General features: G+C 47.5%; 21 protein-coding genes. 13 read left to right on the top strand and 8 right to left on the bottom strand.

The genetic code is table 11. The features are described 5' to 3' along the window. Positions 1–33: 33 nt before the first annotated feature. Positions 34–618: a UbiX family flavin prenyltransferase gene (locus H8K36_RS14110; RefSeq protein WP_186917129.1), complete on the bottom strand. Its 585-nt coding sequence runs from the start codon at positions 616–618 to the stop codon at positions 34–36. Positions 619–626: 8 nt separating this feature from the next. After that, a complete protein-coding gene (grxD, locus tag H8K36_RS14115) occupies positions 627–938 on the bottom strand; it encodes a Grx4 family monothiol glutaredoxin (RefSeq protein WP_186917130.1) in 312 nt (103 codons plus the stop codon). 258 nt (positions 939–1196) lie between these two features. On the opposite strand from grxD, the gene H8K36_RS14120 reads away from it, so the two are divergent. Then, positions 1197–1622, top strand: a complete 426-nt coding sequence (locus H8K36_RS14120) for a DUF2141 domain-containing protein (protein WP_186917131.1) — start codon at positions 1197–1199, stop codon at positions 1620–1622. A gap of 9 nt (positions 1623–1631) precedes the next feature. Further along, positions 1632–3131, top strand: coding sequence for a carotenoid oxygenase family protein (locus H8K36_RS14125; RefSeq protein ID WP_186917132.1), 1500 nt, complete (start codon positions 1632–1634; stop codon positions 3129–3131). A gap of 70 nt (positions 3132–3201) precedes the next feature. On the opposite strand, the gene H8K36_RS14130 is transcribed toward H8K36_RS14125, so the two are convergent. The 4 genes from H8K36_RS14130 to H8K36_RS14145 all read right to left on the bottom strand — a co-directional run bounded on the left by H8K36_RS14130 (position 3202) and on the right by H8K36_RS14145 (position 7608). After that, positions 3202–5559 carry a Tex family protein gene (locus tag H8K36_RS14130; protein ID WP_186917133.1) on the bottom strand — a complete coding sequence of 786 codons (2358 nt, stop codon included), beginning with the start codon at positions 5557–5559 and terminating at the stop codon, positions 3202–3204. Between the two features lie 291 nt (positions 5560–5850). Continuing rightward, a complete protein-coding gene (locus tag H8K36_RS14135) occupies positions 5851–6276 on the bottom strand; it encodes a GNAT family N-acetyltransferase (protein WP_186917134.1) in 426 nt (141 codons plus the stop codon). Beyond that, positions 6266–7108: a peptide chain release factor N(5)-glutamine methyltransferase gene (gene prmC, locus H8K36_RS14140; protein WP_186917135.1), complete on the bottom strand. Its 843-nt coding sequence runs from the start codon at positions 7106–7108 to the stop codon at positions 6266–6268. Before prmC ends, H8K36_RS14135 begins: the two co-directional genes overlap by 11 nt. Then, on the bottom strand, positions 7105–7608 hold the full coding sequence (locus H8K36_RS14145) for a disulfide bond formation protein B (protein ID WP_186917136.1): 504 nt from the start codon (positions 7606–7608) through the stop codon (positions 7105–7107). The genes prmC and H8K36_RS14145 overlap by 4 nt, the downstream gene beginning before the upstream one ends. Positions 7609–7817: 209 nt before the next feature. On the opposite strand from H8K36_RS14145, the gene H8K36_RS14150 reads away from it, so the two are divergent. Further along, positions 7818–9896, top strand: a complete 2079-nt coding sequence (locus H8K36_RS14150) for a molybdopterin-containing oxidoreductase family protein (protein ID WP_186917137.1) — start codon at positions 7818–7820, stop codon at positions 9894–9896. Between the two features lie 276 nt (positions 9897–10172). Further along, on the top strand, positions 10173–11861 hold the full coding sequence (locus H8K36_RS14155; protein ID WP_186917138.1) for a long-chain fatty acid--CoA ligase: 1689 nt from the start codon (positions 10173–10175) through the stop codon (positions 11859–11861). Positions 11862–11950: 89 nt separating this feature from the next. Here H8K36_RS14155 and H8K36_RS14160 read toward each other — a convergent pair whose 3' ends face one another. Both H8K36_RS14160 and H8K36_RS14165 read right to left on the bottom strand, forming a co-directional pair. Then, on the bottom strand, positions 11951–12688 hold the full coding sequence (locus tag H8K36_RS14160; RefSeq protein ID WP_186917139.1) for a substrate-binding periplasmic protein: 738 nt from the start codon (positions 12686–12688) through the stop codon (positions 11951–11953). Positions 12689–12812: 124 nt separating this feature from the next. Beyond that, the gene (locus H8K36_RS14165) at positions 12813–13226 is read right to left on the bottom strand and encodes an acyl-CoA thioesterase (protein WP_186917140.1); all 414 of its coding nucleotides are present in this window, start codon (positions 13224–13226) and stop codon (positions 12813–12815) included. A 190-nt stretch (positions 13227–13416) separates the two neighbouring features. Between H8K36_RS14165 and H8K36_RS14170 the strand changes: the two genes are divergently transcribed. The 9 genes from H8K36_RS14170 to H8K36_RS14210 all read left to right on the top strand — a co-directional run. Further along, complete coding sequence (locus tag H8K36_RS14170) at positions 13417–15300, top strand: ABCB family ABC transporter ATP-binding protein/permease (protein ID WP_186917141.1); 1884 nt, start codon at positions 13417–13419, stop codon at positions 15298–15300. A 48-nt stretch (positions 15301–15348) separates the two neighbouring features. Further along, the gene (locus H8K36_RS14175; RefSeq protein ID WP_186917142.1) at positions 15349–16308 is read left to right on the top strand and encodes a LysR family transcriptional regulator; all 960 of its coding nucleotides are present in this window, start codon (positions 15349–15351) and stop codon (positions 16306–16308) included. Positions 16309–16357: 49 nt separating this feature from the next. Then, positions 16358–16900: a DUF4256 domain-containing protein gene (locus H8K36_RS14180; RefSeq protein ID WP_186917143.1), complete on the top strand. Its 543-nt coding sequence runs from the start codon at positions 16358–16360 to the stop codon at positions 16898–16900. Positions 16901–16954: 54 nt separating this feature from the next. After that, entirely contained in the window at positions 16955–17332 is a 378-nt protein-coding gene (locus H8K36_RS14185; protein ID WP_186917144.1) for a hypothetical protein, read from the top strand. Between the two features lie 428 nt (positions 17333–17760). Further along, positions 17761–19047, top strand: coding sequence for a Glu/Leu/Phe/Val family dehydrogenase (locus H8K36_RS14190; protein ID WP_186917145.1), 1287 nt, complete (start codon positions 17761–17763; stop codon positions 19045–19047). A 290-nt stretch (positions 19048–19337) separates the two neighbouring features. Further along, on the top strand, positions 19338–20213 hold the full coding sequence (locus tag H8K36_RS14195) for an amino acid ABC transporter substrate-binding protein (RefSeq protein WP_186920453.1): 876 nt from the start codon (positions 19338–19340) through the stop codon (positions 20211–20213). Positions 20214–20367: 154 nt separating this feature from the next. Further along, positions 20368–21414: a dihydroorotase gene (gene pyrC / locus H8K36_RS14200; RefSeq protein WP_186917147.1), complete on the top strand. Its 1047-nt coding sequence runs from the start codon at positions 20368–20370 to the stop codon at positions 21412–21414. Between the two features lie 25 nt (positions 21415–21439). Continuing rightward, a complete protein-coding gene (locus H8K36_RS14205) occupies positions 21440–22252 on the top strand; it encodes a DUF3025 domain-containing protein (protein ID WP_186917148.1) in 813 nt (270 codons plus the stop codon). Between the two features lie 91 nt (positions 22253–22343). Continuing rightward, on the top strand, positions 22344–22653 hold a 310-nt coding region (locus tag H8K36_RS14210), incomplete at its 3' end, for a helix-turn-helix domain-containing protein (RefSeq protein ID WP_186917149.1).

The following is a 22653-nucleotide window of genomic DNA, read 5'->3' on the forward strand; positions in this document are numbered from 1 at the left end:
AAATGCATCTGCTTCGGCAACGTATTTCGGAGCTTACGTGCCTTCCTTGAGGCCGCTCCAACGCGGAGCGAGTTGATGCTCTATCTGGAATAAGTCCAAAACCCGGGCAATACTGTGATCGACCATCTCGTCGATTGAGCTTGGTCGGTGATAGAAGTTGGGAAGAGGAGGGAAGATAATGCCACCCATCTCAGTGACTGCGGTCATATTGCGTAAATGCGCAAGATTGAATGGTGTTTCACGCACCATGAGTACCAAGCGACGGCGCTCCTTCAAAACGACATCCGCAGCACGTGTAATCAGGTTATCGGCGAAGCCGTGAGCCACGGCAGCCAAAGTCTTCATGGAGCAAGGAGCGATGATCATGCCATCTGACTGGAATGATCCGCTTGCAATACTCGCTCCGACATCACGTACCGAGTGCACGACATGTGCAAGTACTTCAACGTCTTTGCGTTTAAGTTCGAGCTCTTGGTGAATGTTGAGAACGCCGGCATCGGAAATCATTAAATGTGTCTCAATACCTGGAAGCGTGCGCAAATGCTGTAACAATCGCACGCCATAAACAGCTCCAGTGGCACCGGTAATGGCAACAATGATGCGCACTGGTTTGTTCATAAGTAAGCTTAGCCTTTGATCAAAGCTTGCAATTCGCCGTTTTCGAACATTTCGTTCATGATGTCAGAACCACCAATGAACTCGCCTTTAATGTAGAGCTGAGGAATGGTTGGCCAGTTAGAAAATTCTTTGATGCCTTGGCGTACGGCCGCATCTTCCAATACATTAATTGTGACCAAGTTTTCAACGCCACTTGCCTTCAACAATTGAATAGCACGACCAGAAAAGCCGCATTGCGGAAATTGCGCAGTACCTTTCATGAACAAAACCACAGGGTTTTGCGTGACTGTTTCTTTGATCCAAACTTGTACGTCGCTCATGATGCATCCTTCATAGATAAAAATACGATGGCAGCATTATAAAGGAAAAGCGAAAAACGCTTTGATTGCATGTGGATTAGACCTTCGCTCCTTTTGATTGTCAAAATACTTACGAATCTGGCGGCACGCATGAGAAAGTTAAATTTTCGCGCCAGCGTTCGACCGTTCGCGACATGCTTTTGCAAATTGTCGCAAATAATTTAAAGGGACAGATCTTCAATTTAGGCTACAGACCTACACCCACATATTGGAGGTCTCATGAAAAATCCTAAATACATCCTTTTATCCTTGATGTTGACATCTGCTTTGTTCGCCGTGCAGGCTTGGGCCGGTGATTTAACGGTCGAGGTAATCGGTATTGCGCAAGCCAAAGGAGATGTTCAAGTTGCTTTGTTCGACCAACAAGGGCAATGGTTGCGTAAAGCGGTAGCAAGCAAAAAGGTAGTCGCTGCCGAAGGAAAAGTTGAAATCGTTTTTGAGAATCTGCCGGACGGCGAGTATGGCTTGTCCGTTTTCCATGATCTCAATAGTAATGGCAAACTCGATATGAATATGATCGGTATCCCAACTGAGCCTTATGGGTTTAGTAATGATGCGGCAGGCAGTTTTGGGCCACCTTCATTTGCCGACGCAAAAGTGAAGTTGGAACAAAGCAAAAAAACGATTTCCATTCGCCTTAATTAGGAGCAGGTCATGAACCGCCGCCTCTTTTTTCAGGGCATGGGCACCTTAATAGGTGCAAGCATTCTGCCCAGACTAACACGTGCCCAATCTGTAGCTGGCATTGGCCTGTCTAAAGACTTGTTTCAAGCCAACGCTGTTTTGACGCCAGTACGGGGATATCGTGGACAAGATGTGCGCTGTGACCACGCTTGGATCGAAGGGAAAATGCCGAGCGATTTGCGTGGTGATTTCTTCAGAAATGGCCCGGGCCAGTTCGAACGTGGTGGGCAGCGATACCATCATTGGTTTGATGGCGACGGCATGGTACATGCTTGGCGGTTTACCGACCAAGGCGTTTCACATCAAGCGCGTTTTGTTCGAACAAAAAAATTCGTCGCTGAACAGCAAGCGGGGGAATTTTTGGTACCAGCATTTGGAACCGCGATTAAACCAAAAATACCCCTACGTTCGTCCGACACCATGAACACTGCGAATACCAATGTGATCAAAATGGAGGGACGATTGTATGCGCTATGGGAAGGTGGTTCTGCCCATGCGATGAATGCGCAAAGTTTAGATACTGAAGGGCTGGTGACATGGTCCGATGAGTTAGCAGGGATGCCTTTTTCAGCGCATCCGAAAGTCGAGCCTGATGGCACCATGTGGAACTTCGGCACAATGATGGGGAAACTCATTCTGTATCAATTTTCCAAGCAGGGAAAATTGGTTCAGCATCATGTGATGAATGCGCCGAATTCAGCCATGGTGCACGATTTTGTGATTTCGCAAAATCATCTCGTTTTTCTCTTTTCACCCATTAGCTTAAATGTGGAGGCTGTGCGCTCTGGTCAAAGTATGGTTGATGCCATGGAATGGAATGCACAAGAATCGACCAAGGTATTGGTGATCGAAAAAGCCGATTTTAGTCGAACCACCTTGATAGAATTGCCCGCTATGATGCTCTTTCATTTTGGTAATGCTTGGGAGGAAGATCAAACGATACATCTCGATTTCGTGAAAAGTAAGGATCTTGGTAACTTTAAAGAGTGGATGCCCAAAATGATGCAAGGGCAAGATATCAAGCACGATGTAGCAACCCCTGCCTTTCTGCAAATTGATCTCAGAAACAAGCGCATTAAGCTCAGCGAACGCAGCGAAGTTGTCGAATTTCCTCGTGTTGATCCGAGAGTGGTCGCACAGCGAAATCGTTTTTTGTTTTATCCGTTTGCCGCAGCATCCGCGCAAAATGATGCGCTGAATGGCGTCATGCGTTTAGACCTTCAAACTGGCAAGACGGATCAATTTGATTTTGGAACACGTATGCGGTTAGAAGAGCACGTGGTCGTCCCTAAAGCAGGCTCGCGCAGAGAAGCGGAAGTTTGGTTGGTCGGCGTGGGCTTCGATGTGCAGAGGCAAACAAGTTTTGCGAGTGTCTTCGATGGAGAAAATCTTGCGGCTGGCCCTGTCGCATTAGCGCATTTGCCGTATTGGACGCCACATTGTTTTCACGGGAACTTTTACTCAGTCTGAGCACTGATGATGACAATGTGAGAGAGAAGTGAAGGCGCACTATCGGCCTTCACTTTCACTTGAGATACGACTAGCGTTTCAATTTTGCAAATGCGGAAGCCATCGCGTTATTCATCGGGCTCGCCACCTGCGTGTGCTGGCTTTGATTGCGATGTTGGTTGAGACGCTTGGCATCGTCGCGATCGCCACGTTGTTCAGGTTGACTGCCGGGTTGCGGTGCAGAGTCGGTCAGACGCATCGTTAATGCAATACGTTTGCGTTTTTCATCGACTTCCAATACTTTTACTTTCACGACTTGACCCGCTTTGACAACGCTGTGTGGATCTTTGACGAAAGTATTCGACAAGGCAGAAATGTGAACCAAGCCATCTTGGTGTACGCCGATATCGACGAAGGCACCGAAGGCTGCCACATTGGTAATCACGCCTTCCAAAATCATATCTGGACGCAGATCTTTGATCTCTTCTACGCCATCTTTAAAAGTCGCGGTTGTAAATTCAGGACGTGGATCGCGGCCTGGTTTCTCTAACTCTTTCAAGATATCAGTAATCGTTGGTACGCCAAATTTTTCGTCGGCATATTTAGCCGGAGAAATCGATTTGAGTGCGCTACCATCACCAATAATCGACTTCACGTCCTTCTTAATGTCGGCCAAAATTTTCTCAACCAAAGGATAAGACTCGGGATGAACCGCAGACCGATCGAGTGGATTGTCACCATTCATGATGCGCAAAAAGCCTGCCGCTTGTTCGAAAGTTTTGTCACCCAGACGCGGCACTGAACGCAAATCCGCACGCGACTTAAACATGCCTTTAGCATCACGATAATTGACGATACTTTGCGCCACACTACTCGACAAACCAGACACGCGCGCCAGTAACGGCGCAGACGCTGTGTTGACATCGACACCAACGGCATTCACGCAATCTTCAACCACTGCGTCGAGCGAACGCGCCAATTGCGATTGACTCACATCGTGTTGATACTGACCCACGCCGATCGATTTCGGGTCGATCTTGACCAACTCTGCCAATGGATCTTGCAAACGACGCGCGATAGAAACCGCACCGCGAATTGTTACGTCTAAATCAGGCAATTCTTTCGAAGCAAATTCAGAAGCAGAATACACTGACGCGCCAGCTTCAGACACCACAATCTTAGTTAGCTTCAATTCTGGTTTCAGCTTGATCAAGTCTTGTGCCAGTTTATCGGTTTCGCGAGAAGCCGTGCCATTGCCGATCGAGATTAAGGAAACATTATGCTTCGCTGCTAATTGAGCGAGAGTGTGCAGTGAGCCATCCCAATCATTGCGTGGTTGATGCGGGAAGATCGTAGCGTATTCCAGAACTTTACCTGTAGCATCGACGATCGCTACTTTGACACCAGTACGCAGTCCAGGATCTAAGCCCATCGTGGCACGCGGGCCAGCTGGTGCGGCCAGCAAGAGATCTTTCAAGTTACGCGCAAAAACATTGATCGCTTCGAGTTCTGCTTTCTCACGTAAATTTGTCATTAATTCTGTTTCTAGATGCATGAAGACTTTCACGCGCCAAGCCCAGCGTACGGTATCGCTTAGCCATTTGTCCGCATTGCGGCCTCTGTTACTCACGCCAAAATGTGCTGCAATACGGCTCTCACAAGGATTGAGCGGTGCATCCCATTTGGGTTTCTCTTCTTCACTGTCGAGACGCAAAGTCACAGTTAAAAATTCTTCACGGCGACCACGGAAAATCGCCAAGGCACGATGCGAAGGAATGGTGCCCAAGGTTTCGGTGTAATCAAAGTAATCAGAGAACTTCGCACCTGCATCTTCTTTGCCTTCAATGACTTTAGTTTCGACGATGCCATGGTCGAGCAAATATTCGCGAATGCTATGTAACAGGCTTGCGTCTTCGGAAAAGCGTTCCATCAAAATTTGGCGCGCACCATCGAGTGCAGCTTTGACATCGGCCACGCCTGGGTTGTCACCGTTAGCAGTAGAGAATGCAGGTTTTAAATAGGCCTCTGCGACTGTTTCTGGTACCAAATTGGGGTCTGCCAACAAGGCGTCAGCCAAAGGCTGTAAGCCGGCTTCCATGGCGATTTGCGCTTTGGTGCGGCGTTTTTGTTTGTAGGGCAGATACAAATCTTCGAGCCTAGTTTTATCTTCAGCATGCGTGACTGCATCAAGTAATTCGGGCGTCATTTTTCCTTGTTCTTCGATTGACGCAATGATCGCTTTGCGGCGATCTTCAAGCTCACGCAGATAGCGCAAACGATCTTCTAACAAACGCAATTGCGTATCATCGAGACCACCGGTCACTTCTTTACGGTAACGAGAAATAAACGGAACCGTCGCCCCTTCATCTAAGAGTTCTACCGCAGCGGCAATTTGCGCAGGTTTAGCAGCAAGTTCAAGGGCAAGTCTTTGTTCAATCGAAGGCAGCATAGGAATAAATCTAATTAACAATCAAGTTGATTTCAGTATTACGCAAATGTGGCGCTCACAGCTCACGCACTTTTGCATAAACCAATCATGGTTTATTTACCCTTGGCGCCATCAGCGCGAAACAAGGGACAGGGCGTGATCATACGCACTTCGTACATTTGCGCCAGTCTTGACAGACGAAAAAAGCGTGTAAATGGGACGTATTTGTGGAATCTTGTGGCCTCAAGCAACGAATGGCTCGAAGTATTAAGAAACTGTCAGTGATTTTTATTAACTTCACTATCGACAGAATTAATTTGATCGATGCTGATAGATATCTGGAACATTAATTTCCATCATGACTTCAGGTTTACCTAAGGCTTGGAAACCAAATTTCTGATACAGGCCACGGGCGTCGCTGCTAGCAAGCAAAAACCGACGTAATCCTTGTAATTCCGGATGTGCTTTGATTGCCGCCATTAACTGACGACTCAAACCGCGACCACGGTGTTCTTTCAATACGAATACATCCATCAAATAGGCGAAAGTAGCAAAATCACTGACGACCCGGGCAAAGGCAATTTGTTGACCGTTTTCGTAGCCGCCAAAACACAGCGAATGCGCAATTGATTGCTTTACTTTTTCCAAAGGAATACCTTTTGCCCATGTACTCTCTTCAGATAGAAAACGATGGATTAAGTTGATATCGAGTTGGCTTTGATCATTATTAATTTCCATGCCACCTACCTCCTGTGACTCGCCGGATGCCTGCTAAATCTTGCCAACTGCGCACTTCCTTAAAGTTAGCATCTTTCAGTAAGGCTTGAACTTCTTCCGCTTGATGATAGCCATGTTCCATCAGGAGCCAGCCGCCGATTTCTAGAAAATCAGGGGCTCCGGTGATGATTTGGCGGTAGGCGCTGAGTCCATCAGCGTGGTCGGTCAACGCATCGATAGGTTCGAAGCGCAGATCGCCAAGGCTCAGATGTTCGTCATCTTTGACAATGTAGGGCGGGTTGCTAACGATGGTATGAAAGCGTTCAGGTGGCAGTTGTTGGTACCAATTACTTTCAAAAAAACGCACTTGCTGATCAGGTTGACACAAATCGATGGCGTTGCGTTGCGCGATTTCTAAGGCAGCAGGACTAATGTCGGCCGCAGTCACCTTCAATTGCGTATCTTGCACGGCCAAGCTAATCGCGATGGCGCCTGATCCCGTACCTAAATCGAGTATGTTGGCGGGCCTTGGTGTGTGTTCTAAAGCGAGTTCAACTAGCAACTCAGTGTCTGGACGTGGGATTAATACAGCGGGAGAAACAGCAAAACGTAGTCCGAAAAATTCACGCTCACCAAGCAGGTAGGCAATCGGTTGCCCATCCAGACGTGATTGAACGAATTGGCTCAGTTGGGTTGCTTGCGCGACATTGAGTGGTGTTTCGGATTGTGTAATTAATTGCACTCGACTGTAACCGGTTACATGTTCGATCAACATGCGTGTTTCGAGTGCGTCTAAGGGCGAATGACGTAGACAATACGCCAGTGTATCGCCTTCCTGGAAAAGCAGACTCATGGACGGATTTTGCCGAAGAACACGCGTTCTTTTTTCTTGCTAATCAACAGTACGATTTGGGCTAGGGTGAAAACGACGAACCAAACGCAAGCCCATGCAGGAATTGATAAGCCCAAAATCGGGTCGTATGGCGTGTCGCAGAAGCCGCTTGCTTTAAACATAGATGGAAACCATTGGGCTATGAAGATGCCATTGAGTGGTGCTGTCAATGGATCTACGCCGCAAGAACCTGGTGGCTGCGTTAATACCCAAACTTGATAGCCTGAGATGCCGACGCCAATTAAACTGGCAACGATACCAAATGCCATAATGGGGCGATGTTGCTTGCTAAAAATTAAGGCAAACAGTGCGCTCAAACCGATCAACAAGAAAGCATAGCGTTGCATCACGCACAGAGGGCAGGGTAGCATATCGAGTGCGAGCTGCAAATACATCGCAAAACCAAGCAAGCCAGCGCATGCAATGACGATCAGAAAGAGGGCTGCCTTGGTACGATTCATAGTAAGTCTCGGATGGGTTTGCTGAGGAAAACGCTAGGATACTAGATTTGTGAGCGAAGTTGCTACAAAACTGCAGTAAAACTTTGCCCATCTTTTTCTTCGTACCGACACGAAATCTGCGGACATGGCAGAAATATTGGAAGCAGTCTATCATCACGTTTTTGGCAGTGTGTCACTGCGATCATTCTATTTTGCTTGAAGGAAGTCCCATGAGTAGCCAAGTTGTTCGTGCCGTTTGCCCACACGATTGCCCTGATACCTGTGCTTTGTTGGTCACTGTTGAGAATGGCGTGGCAACTGAGGTGAAGGGTGATCCTGATCATCCGACCACGGCCGGTGTCTTATGCACCAAAGTGGCGCGCTACACGGAACGTACTTATCATGCTGATCGCTTACTTTACCCTCAGAAACGGGTTGGTAAAAAGGGCGAGGGTAAGTTTGAACGTATCTCTTGGGATGAGGCGATCTCTACAATCGCCAGTCGTCTCAAAGCTATTGCAGCGAAAAATCCTTTGGCTATCCTGCCTTACAGCTATGCCGGCACCATGGGTATGGTGCAGGGTGAAAGTATGTCAGCCCGTTTTCTAAATAAGATTGGTGCTTCATTTTTGGACCGTACTATTTGTGCATCTGCTGGTGGTACAGGTTACAAATATACTTTGGGTGACCGCATCGGTACCGACGTTGAACAAACGCAAAATGCGCGTTTGATCATTATTTGGGGCGGTAATCCTATTGCCTCGAATTTGCACTTTTGGACACGTGTGCAAGAAGCCAAGCGTAAAGGCGCGAAGATTATTGCGATCGATCCCTATCGTTCTTTGAGCGCGGAAAAATGCCATCAACATATTGCCGTATTGCCGGGAACCGATGCGGCTTTGGCCTTAGGCATGATGCATGTGTTGATCAAAGAAGATTTGTTGGATCATGATTACATCGCGCAATACACTTTGGGTTTCGAACAACTCAAACAGCGTGTTGTAGAATGGACGCCAGAGCGAGTCGCGAGCACCTGTGGTATTAGCGTAGAAGAAGTGTTGGGCTTGGCGCGTGAGTACGGTGAAGGCGCAAAGCGTGGCGAACCGAGTTTGATTCGTATGAACTATGGCGTACAACGTGTCCATGGCGGTGGTATGGCGGTGCGTAATATTTGCTGTTTGCCAGCCCTAGTTGGTGCATGGCGTCATGCAGCAGGTGGTGCTTTGCTGTCGTCTTCTGGTGGCTTTGTCAAGAATTCGGATGCAATGGAGCGCCCTGATTTATTCCCCGCTGGTCAGGCGCAACGCACGATTAATATGAGTACGATAGGTGACGATTTGCTGCGCCCGAGTTCGCCAGAATTTGGCCCGCAAATTGAAGCGGTCATCGTCTACAACTCGAATCCGGTGGCGATCGCCCCTGATTCCGGCAAAGTCGCGCAAGGCTTCGCAAGCGAAGATTTATTCACTGTCGTACTTGAACATTTTCAAACCGATACAGCAGATTACGCCGATATCCTATTGCCAGCGACTACGCAGCTAGAGCATATCGATGTCCATGCGGCCTACGGCCATCGTTACATGATGGCGAATAATGCAGCAGTGGCGCCTATGGGCGAAGCAAAATCGAATGCAGAAATTTTCCGCTTGCTGGCGAAAGCGATCGGCTTTACTGATACTTGTTTTAATGATGACGATGACGCACTCGCGGCACAAGCATTCGACTATTCCCATGAGCGTACCAAACATACGAATTGGACTGAGTTGAAGGAAAAAGGCTGGTCTAAGCTAAATATGCCTGACGCAAGTTTTGCAAATGGTGGTTTCACGACGCCGTCGGGGAAAGTTGAGTTTTTTAGCCAGCAAATGGCCGATGATGGTTTAGATCCGTTGCCAACCTATATACCGCCTTATGAATCCGTGGTCAGTAATCCGCAATTAGGTCAGCGTTACCCATTAGCGATGATTTCACCACCTGCGCGTAACTTCTTGAATTCCACCTTCGTTAACGTCAAGAGTTTGCGCGATACAGAAGGCGAGCCACATCTTGACCTGCACCCTGAAGATGCCGCACAGCGGGGGGTCGCTAGTGGCGATATGGTCCGCATCTACAATGATCGTGGCAGCTTTGTGGCTAAGGCTCGAGTGACCGATAAAGCGCGACGCGGCTTGGTTGTTGGCCTATCGATTTGGTGGAAGAAATTTGCCTCTGACTTGAAAAATGCGAATGAAGTGACGAGCCAACAACTGACTGATATGGGTGGCGGTCCGACGTTTTATGATGTGCTAGTGCAGGTCGAAAAAGCCTGATTTTGAGCGTTTAGAAGGTTTGCGATAGGTGAGAAAGATATGCTGCATCGCAATATCTTCTAGAAGACTTGCTCAGTTCCATCGGTAAAACTGCGGCTATTTCGCACGGGGAATAGTCAGATGCAAGCGCTTCGTGTATCTTAGCGTGAATAGAAGCCAGTATGGCGTGTGCGCAAATGGGGAAATTGTGCGCTCCACTCAACCAATACTGCCAATAGAACCGAGCGTCGAGCACATCGCGCAAAAGATCACATTCAAACAATACGGAGACACAATATGGCAACAGATAAATTCTGGCTGAAATCATACCCAGCGGGCGTTCCAGCAGAAATCGACGTCACGCAATATAAATCGCTAGTCCATCTATTAGAAGAAGCGTTTAAAAAGTTTGCCGATCGTAATGCATACGTGTGTATGGATAAGTTTATGACTTATCGCGAGCTCGATGCGATGTCGAGTAAGGTGGCAGCATGGTTGCAAAGCCGTGGGTTAAAACCAGGCGCGCGCGTTGCCATTATGATGCCAAACGTGTTGCAATATCCAGTTGCACTCGCGGCGATTTTACGCGCAGGTTATGTGGTGGTGAATGTCAATCCACTGTACACACCGCGTGAGTTGGAACATCAATTAAAAGACTCTGGCGCTGAAGCGATTTTCATCCTTGAAAATTTCGCGACTACTTTGGAAAAAGTGATTGCACATACAGACGTCAAACATGTTGTAGTTGCTTCCATGGGCGAGTTGCTCGGTGGCCTCAAAGGCATGATCGTGAATTTGGTCGTGCGTCATGTGAAAAAATTGGTGCCAGCATTCTCTTTGCCAGGTTCATTCACGTTCAAACAAGTGTTGTCTCAGGCCGGAAGCATGTCTTTCCAACCGCGTGAAATGAAACTCGACGATATCGCTTTCTTGCAATACACAGGTGGTACAACAGGTGTATCGAAGGGTGCGACTTTGAGTCATCGCAATGTGGTCGCCAATGTTTTGCAAAATCATGCTTGGTTGAAGCCAACTATGGATTCACACAAAGATACTGAACAATTGGTTTTCGTGTGTGCTTTGCCGCTTTATCACATTTTCGCTCTGACAGTCTGCGCGATGGTGGGTACACGTATCGGTGGCTTGAATCTTTTGATTCCCAATCCACGTGATATTCCAGGCTTCGTCAAAGAACTTTCGAAATACAAAGTCAATGTATTCCCTGCTGTGAATACCTTGTACAACGCGATATTGAATAACCCTGATTTTGCTAAAACTGATTTCTCAGGCTACATCGTTTGTACTGGCGGTGGTATGGCGGTGCAAAAAGCGGTCGCAGATAAGTGGAAAGCTGTTACAGGTTGCGCGATCGCTGAAGGTTATGGCTTGTCCGAGACTTCTCCTGTTGCGACAGCAAATCACGCAGATGCGACAGAGTTCACTGGCATGATTGGTTTGCCTATTCCATCGACAGAAATTGCGATCTTGGATGATGATGGTAATCCAGTTCCATTGGGTGAGTCTGGTGAAATCGCTATTCGCGGCCCGCAAGTGATGCTCGGTTATTGGAATCGTCCAGATGAAACCGCAAAAGTAATGACGCCTGATGGCTTCTTCAAATCAGGAGACGTTGGTGTCATGGACGAGCGCGGTTTCACGAAGATTGTCGATCGTAAGAAAGACATGATCTTGGTTTCTGGCTTTAATGTATATCCAACTGAAATCGAAGGCGTGGTCGCTGGACACCCAGGCGTGCTCGAATGTGCATGTATTGGTGTGCCTGACGAACATTCTGGAGAAGCTGTAAAACTCTATGTGGTCCGCAAAGATCCTTCTTTGACCAAAGAAGAATTGATGAACTTCTGTAAGGAAGAATTCACAGGCTACAAAAAACCGAAGTATATTGAATTCCGCACAGAATTACCGAAAACGAATGTCGGTAAAATCTTGCGTCGTGTACTGCGCGACGAAAAACCAGCTGCATAATTTGATTGAGTTTGGGAATAAAAAAAGAAGGCTTCGGCCTTCTTTTTTTATGGGTGCGCGCCTGTCATTGAAGGCCTTGGAATTATAATTTATTCGATCGCGTATTTCTTTTGTAGTCGAAGGAAGCTCTTATCTTTCTTCATTTCTTCCAAAGCATCGTTCCAGCGGCTCACAACGCTTTTGTTGGTGTCTTTCGAAACAGCAATGTACAACTGACTATCAAATAAATGGTAGACCATCTTCACGTCGGATAATTGATAACCCGCTGACTTCGCGAGACTAGCCACGCCCATTTTCGAATCAGCGTAGGCACTTATGCGACCTATCATCAGTTTTTTGAAACTGGAAATATTTGAATTGGCACGGTCGAGATTGTTAAAGCCGAGACGTGTTAAGGTCTGGTCTCGAATATCGTTGCGATAAACGCCAATCAAGCCAATACTTCTAGCATCGTCGAGACTATCGATTTTGATATCGGAATTTGCTTTGGCATACAGGCCATAGGAAATCGAGGAAATCGGGCCTATCCATTGATACTGGGATTCACGTTCCGGCGTGCGGGCCATGGTGAACAGCATGGTATTGGGGTTGCGGCTGAGCATTTCGATCCCACGCGACCATGGTACGACTTGAATGGAGGCATTGCTGCCAACGCGTTTTTGAATTTCTTCGACGATCTCAACCGTGAAACCGGTTAATTTCCCCTGTGCATTGTAGAACTGCAGCGGCTTATCTTCTTCACAATACAAAGAAAGTTCCTGCGCATGCACAACTCCCCCAAGTAAGGAGAAAGCGAGCGCGGCGAGCAACTTTGTTGAAGTTTGCATACGTTATCGAGAAAAAGCTTTGCAGTGAAAAACTGCTAAAAGTTTTTAAAATGCTATTTCATTAGTTATCAGAATAGCGCAGGAATGCCGGTCATGCGCAAAAATACCTTGAAATGATGCGTGATTAAGACGCAATACTTTCCAAAGGTGGTATTTGACGTGGTTTGCGGCTGCTATCAGTAGCGACGTAGGTGAGTGTTGCTTCCGTCACTTTGACCGTATCCGCTTGTAAGCGGTTTCGTTCAGCATATACCTCGACGTAGACGGTGATGGAGGTATTGCCGACTTTGACCACCTCAGCATAGAACGACAACAGGTCGCCGACAAACACTGGTTGCTTGAACAAAAATGAATTGACTGCGATGGTCGCCACGCGGCCGTTGGCCCTACGAGCTGCAGGTATGGCACCAGCAATATCGACCTGAGCCATAATCCAGCCACCAAAGACGTCGCCGTGAATATTGGCATCCGAAGGCATAGGCATCACGCGTAAGGTTGGCATGCCTGCAGGTAAAGCGTTATTGGTTGGGTTTGTCATAGGGCCCTCGATAAAAGTTTAAAATACGCGCTGTCAGAGTATGATGCCAATGGTGCCGAAGAGAACTAGATCAGCTTGTTTCACATCGACGCATTGTGTTTGCGATCAGCAATTCAACGATAGCTGCATTCATGATATTGCCGCAAATAAACTAAATCATATAGCAAATTTCTTTTTTATATCGGGTTCCATGCGTCGCCATTCACGATCTTCTACAGATTCACCGTCCAATACAGCCGCGCCAGTTCGTGGCGATTGGTCAACAGTTAAAACTTTGCTACCGTATCTGTGGGCCTACAAGTGGCGTGTGCTATTAGCGCTTTCTTTTTTGGTTGGTGCCAAATTAGCCAACGTTGGCGTACCGTTGGTTCTCAAAGAGTTGGTCGATCGACTCACCACTTCACCCCTCAATCCGGTGAGCCTGATGGTTCTGCCTCTGAGTGTGTTGCTTGCTTACGGTGCCTTACGCCTGTCGACCACGTTATTTACTGAGTTACGCGAATTTGTGTTTGCGAAAGTCACACAACGTGCAGTCCGCACTATCGCGCTTAAAGTGTTTCGCCACCTACATGCACTGTCTTTACGTTTCCATTTAAATCGCCAAACTGGCGGTATGACGCGCGATATTGAACGTGGCACGCGAGGAATCTCTTCTTTGGTGTCATTCGCGTTGTTTAGTATCTTCCCAACGCTCCTGGAAATCGCTTTGGTGCTTAGCTATTTGTTTGTCAAATATGATGTTTGGTTTGCGCTGATTACCATCATTGCGCTAATCACTTATATTGTGTTCACGATTGCAGTGACCGAATGGCGCACCAATTTCCGCCGTACGATGAATGATCTTGATTCAAAGGCGAGTACCAAGGCTATCGACTCTCTCTTGAACTATGAGACAGTAAAATATTTCGACAACGAAGAATACGAAGCGCAACGTTATGATCAGGGTTTGCAGAGTTACGAGAAGGCCGCAGTCAAATCGCAGACAACTCTGTCATTGCTGAATGCAGGTCAGTCCTTCATTATCGCCACTGCCGTTACCTTGATACTGTGGCGAGCAGCGCAGGGCGTGATCGATCAGACCATGAGTTTGGGTGACTTGGTCTTGGTAAATGCCTTCATGATTCAACTGTATATCCCACTGAACTTCCTTGGAGTCTTGTACCGCGAGATCAAGCAAAGTTTAGCGGACATGGAAAAGCTTTTTTCATTGATGGATCAGAATAAAGAAATTGCAGACAAAGACAACGCGCCAGCCTTGAAACTCGATCCCCATCGTTCTCCTGAAGTGAGATTTCAAATGGTTAACTTTAACTACGAGGAGAATCGTCAGATTTTGTTTGATGTTGATTTTACGATTGCTGCGGGAACCACGACTGCGGTAGTCGGGCATAGCGGCTCGGGTAAATCCACCTTATCTCGCTTGTTATTTCGCTTCTACGATATTCGATCAGGCCAGATAGCGATAGATGGCCAAAATATCATGGACGTCACTCAGCATTCTTTGCGTCAAGCGATTGGTATCGTGCCCCAAGATACGGTGCTGTTCAATGATACGATTGCCTACAACATCGCCTACGGAAAGCCTGGTGCAACACAAGAAGAAGTCATCGCGGTCGCCAAAGCTGCGTATATTCATGAGTTCATTGAAAGTCTGCCAGAGGGCTATGAGACCATGGTTGGTGAGCGTGGATTGAAATTGTCGGGTGGCGAGAAGCAAAGGGTAGCGATTGCACGCACGCTACTCAAGAATCCATCGATGTTGATTTTCGATGAAGCGACTTCCGCGCTGGATTCTAAGTCGGAGCAACTGATTCAAGCGCAGTTGAAGCAGATCGCTAAAAGTCGTACTAGTTTAGTGATCGCACATCGCTTATCCACCATCGTCGATGCTGCGCAAATCTTGGTGATGGACAAAGGGCGAATCATCGAACGTGGCACGCATCAGGAACTCATCGCCGCTGCTGGCGCATACGCACAAATGTGGGAACGTCAGCAACACGGTGGTGTGCAAGATGAAGCGGAAAGCGGGATAGGCTTAGCCCAGTTTTATCAAGATCTGCTTATTGGAAAATGATGGATGTTTTGCTTTAGTCTTAAAAGAAAAATTTAATTCCCCGATACTATGGAAACTAAATGGCTTGAAGATTTCGTCTCTCTCGCAGAGACCAATAGTTTTAGTCGCTCAGCGGAGTTGCGACATGTCACGCAGCCAGCCTTTTCGCGACGCATACAATCACTTGAAGCGTGGTTGGGGGCGGATCTAATCGATCGAACTTCTTATCCCACGCGATTAACTAATGCAGGCGAGATCTTTTTCGAGCAAGCGATTGCCATGCTCGGGCAAATCAATAATGCTCGAGCCTTATTACGTGGTAAACGGACATCGATACAAACGACAGTAGACTTTGCCGTGCCGCACACTTTGTCGTTGACCTTTGTCCCCAAATGGTTGACCGAATTGCAGAAGAATTTCGGTGATATCAATAGCCGGTTGTTGGCCTTGAATGTGCATGATGCGGTAATGAGTTTGGCTGAAGGGGGGTGTGATTTGATGCTGTGCTACCACCATCCTCAACAGCCGCTATTGCTCGACCCCGCTCAGTACGAAATGATTAGTATGGGCACTGAAGCATTACGTGCCTATTCACGATGCGATAAAAGTGGTATTCCTGATTTCACCTTACCAGGGACCATAGAAGAACCGCTGCCGTTTCTGGCCTATGCCAACAATGCCTACCTCGGACGGATGGTCGACTTGATCTTGAACCAAACAAGACAAGCGCTGCATTTCGACAAATGCTACGAAACTGATATGGCGGAGGGTTTAAAGATGATGGCACTTGAAGGGCGTGGTGTCGCCTTTTTGCCGGAATCAGCCGTGGTTCGTGAGTTAAAGCAAAAACAATTGGCGCGTGCTGATGGTGGATCCGATGCTTGGGAAGTCAGTATGGAGATTCGCCTTTATCGCGAACGGCCTTCAGAGCAAAGGCCGGGTAAAGCCGTAGTGGCAAAGTTGTGGGATTATCTCGCTCAAAAGTCAGTGTTAAGTAGTAAGTCAAAAACAGTGAAATCACAACGATAATTGAAATGCTTCATATGTTCGCGATGTGATCTCGACAAAAGGAAAATTCATGAGCCAGTTTGATGAGGAACTAAGACAAATTTTGCAAACACGATTTGAGAAAAATCTGCAGCGCCACCACAACATCTCATGGGCCGACGTCGAAAAGCGCCTACGCGCATCGCCACAAAAAATGCAAGTTCTACGGCGCATGGAAGACAGCGGTGGTGAGCCAGATGTGTTGGCGCAGATTGAAGCAACCGGGGAGTTTGTTTTTGCTGATTGCGCGGTCGAAAGTCCTGCTGGTCGCCGAAGCCTTTGCTATGACAAGGCGGCACTAGATGCGCGTAAGGAAAATAAGCCACGTGGCAGTGCGATTGAGTTGGCCAAAGAAATTGGTGTTGAAATGTTGAGTGAGGCCGAATATAGGCATTTGCAGTCAATGGGTGAATTCGATAAGAAAACCTCAAGCTGGGTCCAAACGCCTGACGCTGTTCGCAAGTTAGGTGGCGCTCTATTTTGTGATCGTCGTTATGATCAAGTTTTTGTGTACCACAATGGCGCCGAATCGTATTATGCTGCTCGGGGTTTTCGCGGGCGTTGTATTGTCTAAACGCGGGATCACTGCACATTTTTGAATCAAATTATTCTCGAAAAGGTAAATGGGATGAATATTCATAAGCAGATCGCTGCGTGGTTGGCGATCGTAATGGGCGTTGTTAGTTTGCTCGTCATGTTAGTCGTCTTTTTGTTTTTGGGCGGTGTGGCGGCCTTCGTCGGTGATGCAACCGTCACGGGTGTCTTCGCTCTCCTTGGTACTTTTATTTTTTTCTTCGTAGGCTTCTTTGCTGTCGCCGACATCATTGCTGGAATTTTGTATTTGCGTGGTTCATCAGGCGCTAGAATTTGGCTGATCATTAGCAATATTTTGTTTTTGTTCGGATTCCCATTCGGCACTTTAGTCGGTGCTTATTCTTTGTGGGCTTTACTTTCCAACGATGGCGATCAAGCCACGACTAATTCCTCCGTTCCACCGCAAGCCTAGAAATTCATTTATCTTTTTAAAAGGACGCTTGAGACTCAGGTCTCAAGCGTTTTTTTATGCTCGAAACACTCTTTCAAGTTTGATGAATACGTTTTTGTGAGCGCATCGCAGACGTAATACCATTTAAAGATTTCTTTCGATGGATGGGAAGAATTTTGTTCTTTCTGCCATATCCCACTTTATTTTTGAAGCTAGTGCTGCTATGAAAGATAGCTGGTAATTTCATGGTTATGCATTTCACGCATAGATAAATGCAAACAAAGCATTGGAGGCGGCGATACCACTTGCCTTAAGATTCGCTGCCTTTTGCCTGATCGTGAGCGTGTTTTTCGTGATGGGTGAAAGCAAAAAAATAATACGACAAGAAATTATTCACCAAGAACCTGTGCCTTGTTGCCACAAGGCCTTTAGAAAAGAAGAGACTGATCATGTCTAGCAATCACCAAATCCCGTCATACTTAACCCCACATGCAACGGGCCCATGGAACGTGTATCTTGAGCAAATCGACCGCGTGACGCCTTACCTCGGCAGTTTGTCGCGTTGGGTTGAAACATTGAAGCGTCCAAAGCGTATTTTGGTCGTTGATGTACCTATCGAACGTGATGACGGTACCATCGCTCACTTCGAAGGTTATCGTGTACAACACAATACTTCACGTGGTCCAGGTAAAGGTGGTGTGCGTTTCCATCAAGACGTGACCTTGTCCGAAGTGATGGCCTTGTCCGCTTGGATGACAATCAAAAACTCTGCCGTGAACGTTCCTTACGGTGGCGCTAAAGGCGGTATTCGTGTTGATCCTAAGACTTTGTCACGTGGCGAATTGATGCGTATGACGCGTCGTTACACATCGGAGATCGGCATTATCATCGGTCCAGACAAAGATATCCCAGCGCCAGACGTCAATACCAACGAGCAGACGATGGCGTGGATGATGGACACTTACTCCATGAACGAAGGTCGCACCGCGACGGGTGTTGTAACTGGTAAGCCTATTTCTTTGGGCGGTAGTTTGGGGCGTCGCGAAGCGACTGGCCGTGGCGTGTTTGTTGTGGGCTGTGAAGCAGCTGCAAAACGCGGATTGGCAATTGCGGGTGCGAAGATTGCCGTGCAAGGTTTTGGTAACGTCGGCGGTATTGCCGCTCGTTTGTTTGCAGAAGCAGGCTCTAAAGTCGTGGCTGTGCAAGATCATGGCGGCACGATTTTCCATTCAAATGGTTTCGATGTGCCAAAATTGCTCGATCACGTCGCAAGCAACGGCAGTGTCGCTGGCTTCCCAGGCGCAGAGGCAGTCTTGCCAAACGATGAATTCTGGAAAGTGCAATGCGATATCTTGATCCCAGCAGCTTTGGAACAACAAATCACTGAAGCGAATGCTAATCAAATTACTGCCAAGATTATCTTGGAAGGTGCGAATGGTCCAACTACACCAGAAGCAGATGATATCTTGCGTGACCGCGGTGTGTTGGTGGTTCCAGACGTCATCGCCAATGCAGGTGGTGTAACCGTCTCTTACTTCGAATGGGTACAGGATTTCTCCAGCTATTTCTGGACTGAAGAAGAAATCAACAATCGCCTAACACGCATCATGAAAGAAGCTTTCAATTCTGTATGGCAGGTGACAGAAGATAAGAACGTGTCTTTGCGAACTGCGGCGTTTATTATTGCTTGTACGCGAGTTCTCCAAGCGCGTGAAGTTCGAGGCCTCTACCCATAATAAATTCGATTTTCGGGCGCTGTGCGTTGTTGCTTGTCCTCGCAATACTCGAGTATTGCTGTGGCGAGTTGTAAAACCGGCTTAGCGCAGCATCCCGAGAATCGAATTTCTGTCCGCTCAAATGAAGTCCGAATTTCGCGAGCATTTCGGCGTGACTCCAGCGTAGACTGGAGTCACGCCACTTTGCCACCCACTTATCCGTAAAGCATGCTAACGAAATTCTTCATTCAAAACCAATTTCTCCAAGACGTGTAGAATAACTCTGCGAACATATTGTGTAGAGGAATGCCGTGTTGAAGTTGTTTTGCCTCCTTGTTTTGTCGAGCGTTTGTGTGAGTGCGTCGGCCGATAGCATAAGTCGTATCAAAGAATCTAAAAATATCGTTATCGCCCATCGCGAGGCTTTGCTGCCTTTGTCCTATCTTGCTGATGACAGCAAACCGGTCGGTTACGCATTGGATGTATGTGCCAAGGTGGTGGAGCGGATTAAGCGCGAATTGAAGCTGCCTCAATTAGGTATCAGTTATTTATTGGTGAATAGTGGGAGTCGCTTGCCTGCGATCACTGAGGGGCGTGCAGACCTCGAATGTGGTGCGACCGCAAGCACTGCTGAGCGGCGCAAGGTGGTCAATTTCTCGATCCCGTATTTCTTCAATTCCACACGCTTCATGGTTCGCCAAGATTCCGTGCTTAAAAATTGGAGTGACCTAAAAGCTCAGCGAGTGTTGGTTGTCCGTGGCTCGACTGCCACCGTGGCCATGCGTGATTCAAATCGTATTAACTTCAAAGAATTGAGTTTATCTGAGGCTGCGAATACGCGTGATGCACTTCGTATACTCGAAGCGGGTCAGGTCGATGTGTTCGTTGCGGATGAAATTACACTTGCTTCCTTGAAATCGACGAGCTCAACGCCCGATGCATGGAAAGTGATGGGCGATAGCATTGCCATCGAAGCCCAGGCCATCATGTTGGGGAAAGAAGATCTCGCCCTGAAAGCTATTGTCGATAAAGAAATCGCACGTTTGATGCTCGATGGTGAGCTCAACAAAATCTACGATAAGTGGTTTATGCAGGCTTTACCCGATGGACGCGGAAAGTTGAACCTACCCATGAGTTTTTTGTTACGTGACAGCATGCGAGTGCCATCCGATAAAGTTTTGTATTGATTCTGAGTTGACCTAATCCCCTTTGTTTTTGCTAGTTCGTGCCGCTTTCTGTGGCAAAACAAGGCTTTTAGCTGCCAAAAACGGTAAAATATGGCTTTCGTCTTCATTCGCCTGCGGGATGTACTCCGTAGCGCCATTTCTTTAGCGAGCAATCATGACAGCCAGTACTCAAGAACTCACCATTACCCGCCCAGATGACTGGCATCTCCATCTTCGCGATGGTGACGCGCTAAAAACTGTATTGCCCCATACGGCTGCACAATTTGCACGGGCAATCGTGATGCCAAATCTGAAACCTCCAGTGACCACGACCGAGCAAGCAGCTGCTTATCGTCAACGCATTTTGGCGGCACTGCCAGAGGGCATGCAGTTTGAACCTTTGATGACTTTATATCTCACTGATAACACGCCGCCGGAAGAAATTCGCCGTGCCAAAGACAGTGGCTTTATCCATGCAGTGAAATTGTACCCAGCAGGAGCGACGACTAACTCCGATGCTGGCGTGACTGATTTGCGTAAGTGCTATAAGACTTTGGAAACGATGCAAGAGCTTGGTATGCCATTCTTGGTCCACGGTGAAGTGACGAGTCCAGAAATTGACTTATTCGATCGTGAAGCAGTGTTCATTGACACTGTGATGAAGCCTCTACGTGCAGATATGCCAGAACTACATGTGGTATTCGAGCATATAACAACGGCAGATGCCGCTGCTTATGTGGCAGAAGCAGAAGGGCCGATCGCTGCAACTATCACTGCACATCATTTGCTGTATAACCGCAATGAAATTTTTAAGGGTGGGATTCGTCCACACTACTATTGCTTACCTGTGTTGAAACGCGAAACGCACCGTCAAGCTTTGGTCAGAGCTGCGACTTCTGGCAGTGCACGATTCTTCCTCGGCACAGACTCGGCACCTCATGCTAAAGGTGTGAAAGAACATGCCTGTGGTTGCGCTGGCTGCTATACCGCGTTGCATGCGATGGAGTTGTACGCGCAAGCATTTGATCAGGTCGGTGCGCTGGATAAATTAGAAGCTTTTGCGAGTTTCAATGGCCCCGATTTTTATCGCTTGCCACGTAATACATCGACCTTAAGCTTAAAGCGCGAAACTTGGACTTTGCCAAGCGAGTTGATGTATCTCGATGGCAGCTTGGTGCCATTGAATGCAGGCGAGCAAATGTCTTGGAAAGTGACTGCTTAAGTTTGTTTGTTCTGAACTAAAATCTATGCAGAGGTCCGAACTAACACATTTCTATAACGGCATTGATTGGTCACAGCCATGGTATGCCGCAGTGTTAGCTGCAGCGCGAAGAGTATTGGCGCATAGCAGCTGGCGTGATGCCTTGAATGCCGAAGCAAAACAGCGCGGCTTGAATAATCACCGAGGACTTCCGCTTTGTTTTATTACGCAAGAAGAACTGCCCGAGGGCGTCGCTTACGAAGCGCACATTAGCGCCACGGGTAAAGTGCCGACGCGAGAAAATCTTCATGATTTCTTTAATGCTTTGGTGTGGTTGAGTTTTCCACAAATTAAGTGTCAACTTAATGCCTTGCAAGCAGCACAAATCGCCTCCCTTGGCATCGGGAAGTCTCGTGGCCCAGCGCGTGATGCAGCGACCATATTCGATGAAAATGCCGCATTACTTGTGATTGAGAACTCGGAGTCGGGCAGGCAACTCCTAGCACAGTTGCAGCAACATCAATGGCAAGCAGCATTGCATGATAGTGCTCCTCTATTTGGCGTCAAAGTGCAGGTTTGGAGTTTCGGTCACGCTTTGATGGAAAAGCTAGTACAGCCTTACAAAGGGATTACTGCACATAGCTGGGTAGTATGGGTAGAACCTGAATACTTTAATTTAAGCTCTGAGGAGCAAAGTACGTGGATCGATGTGAAAGTCAGTTCCCAACTTCAGCAGCACAATCTCAGTACCAACGATTACACCCCTTTGCCAGTCCTTGGCGTGCCAACATGGTGTGATGGCCAAGACGTCGCCTTTTATCAGGACAAGTCGGTGTTTCGCGATCGACGTTTGCCTTAGTTTGTATTTGCTTGGGCTTTAGATAAAAACAAAAAAAGCGAACCTCTGAACTGAACCCCAAAAGTTGGACACCAACTTTTGGGGTTTTTTAATGGCTAAACATACAGAAGAGTTTAAATACCGTGTAGTACGAGAGTATTTAAATGGCTCGCTGGGGTACGTTGCCCTAGGTAAGAAATACGACTTGCAGCACTCGATCGTAAGGCGTTGGGTTAGCTGGTACCAAACACATGGTATGGAAGGACTGACGAAGAAGTTCACTCATTACAGCGCAGAGTTTAAATTGTCTGTGCTGAGACATCTATGGGACAATGCCTTATCTTACAGTCAAGTTGCAACGCACTTTAATATTCGCAATCCTGGGATTCTCGCCCAGTGGGTACGACTTTATCGTCATGGTG

It is taken from the genome of Affinundibacterium nitidum, from assembly GCF_014284155.1.
In the GTDB taxonomy this organism is placed as follows: domain Bacteria; phylum Pseudomonadota; class Gammaproteobacteria; order Burkholderiales; family Burkholderiaceae_D; genus Undibacterium; species Undibacterium nitidum.

Coding starts and splice junctions, on each gene's coding strand:
- H8K36_RS14110 (WP_186917129.1), bottom strand. CDS start 618: ATGAACAAACCAGTGCGCATCATTGTTGCCATTACCGGTGCCACTGGA.
- grxD (WP_186917130.1), bottom strand. CDS start 938: ATGAGCGACGTACAAGTTTGGATCAAAGAAACAGTCACGCAAAACCCT.
- H8K36_RS14120 (WP_186917131.1), top strand. CDS start 1,197: ATGAAAAATCCTAAATACATCCTTTTATCCTTGATGTTGACATCTGCT.
- H8K36_RS14125 (WP_186917132.1), top strand. CDS start 1,632: ATGAACCGCCGCCTCTTTTTTCAGGGCATGGGCACCTTAATAGGTGCA.
- H8K36_RS14130 (WP_186917133.1), bottom strand. CDS start 5,559: ATGCTGCCTTCGATTGAACAAAGACTTGCCCTTGAACTTGCTGCTAAA.
- H8K36_RS14135 (WP_186917134.1), bottom strand. CDS start 6,276: ATGGAAATTAATAATGATCAAAGCCAACTCGATATCAACTTAATCCAT.
- prmC (WP_186917135.1), bottom strand. CDS start 7,108: ATGAGTCTGCTTTTCCAGGAAGGCGATACACTGGCGTATTGTCTACGT.
- H8K36_RS14145 (WP_186917136.1), bottom strand. CDS start 7,608: ATGAATCGTACCAAGGCAGCCCTCTTTCTGATCGTCATTGCATGCGCT.
- H8K36_RS14150 (WP_186917137.1), top strand. CDS start 7,818: ATGAGTAGCCAAGTTGTTCGTGCCGTTTGCCCACACGATTGCCCTGAT.
- H8K36_RS14155 (WP_186917138.1), top strand. CDS start 10,173: ATGGCAACAGATAAATTCTGGCTGAAATCATACCCAGCGGGCGTTCCA.
- H8K36_RS14160 (WP_186917139.1), bottom strand. CDS start 12,688: ATGCAAACTTCAACAAAGTTGCTCGCCGCGCTCGCTTTCTCCTTACTT.
- H8K36_RS14165 (WP_186917140.1), bottom strand. CDS start 13,226: ATGACAAACCCAACCAATAACGCTTTACCTGCAGGCATGCCAACCTTA.
- H8K36_RS14170 (WP_186917141.1), top strand. CDS start 13,417: ATGCGTCGCCATTCACGATCTTCTACAGATTCACCGTCCAATACAGCC.
- H8K36_RS14175 (WP_186917142.1), top strand. CDS start 15,349: ATGGAAACTAAATGGCTTGAAGATTTCGTCTCTCTCGCAGAGACCAAT.
- H8K36_RS14180 (WP_186917143.1), top strand. CDS start 16,358: ATGAGCCAGTTTGATGAGGAACTAAGACAAATTTTGCAAACACGATTT.
- H8K36_RS14185 (WP_186917144.1), top strand. CDS start 16,955: ATGAATATTCATAAGCAGATCGCTGCGTGGTTGGCGATCGTAATGGGC.
- H8K36_RS14190 (WP_186917145.1), top strand. CDS start 17,761: ATGTCTAGCAATCACCAAATCCCGTCATACTTAACCCCACATGCAACG.
- pyrC (WP_186917147.1), top strand. CDS start 20,368: ATGACAGCCAGTACTCAAGAACTCACCATTACCCGCCCAGATGACTGG.
- H8K36_RS14205 (WP_186917148.1), top strand. CDS start 21,440: ATGCAGAGGTCCGAACTAACACATTTCTATAACGGCATTGATTGGTCA.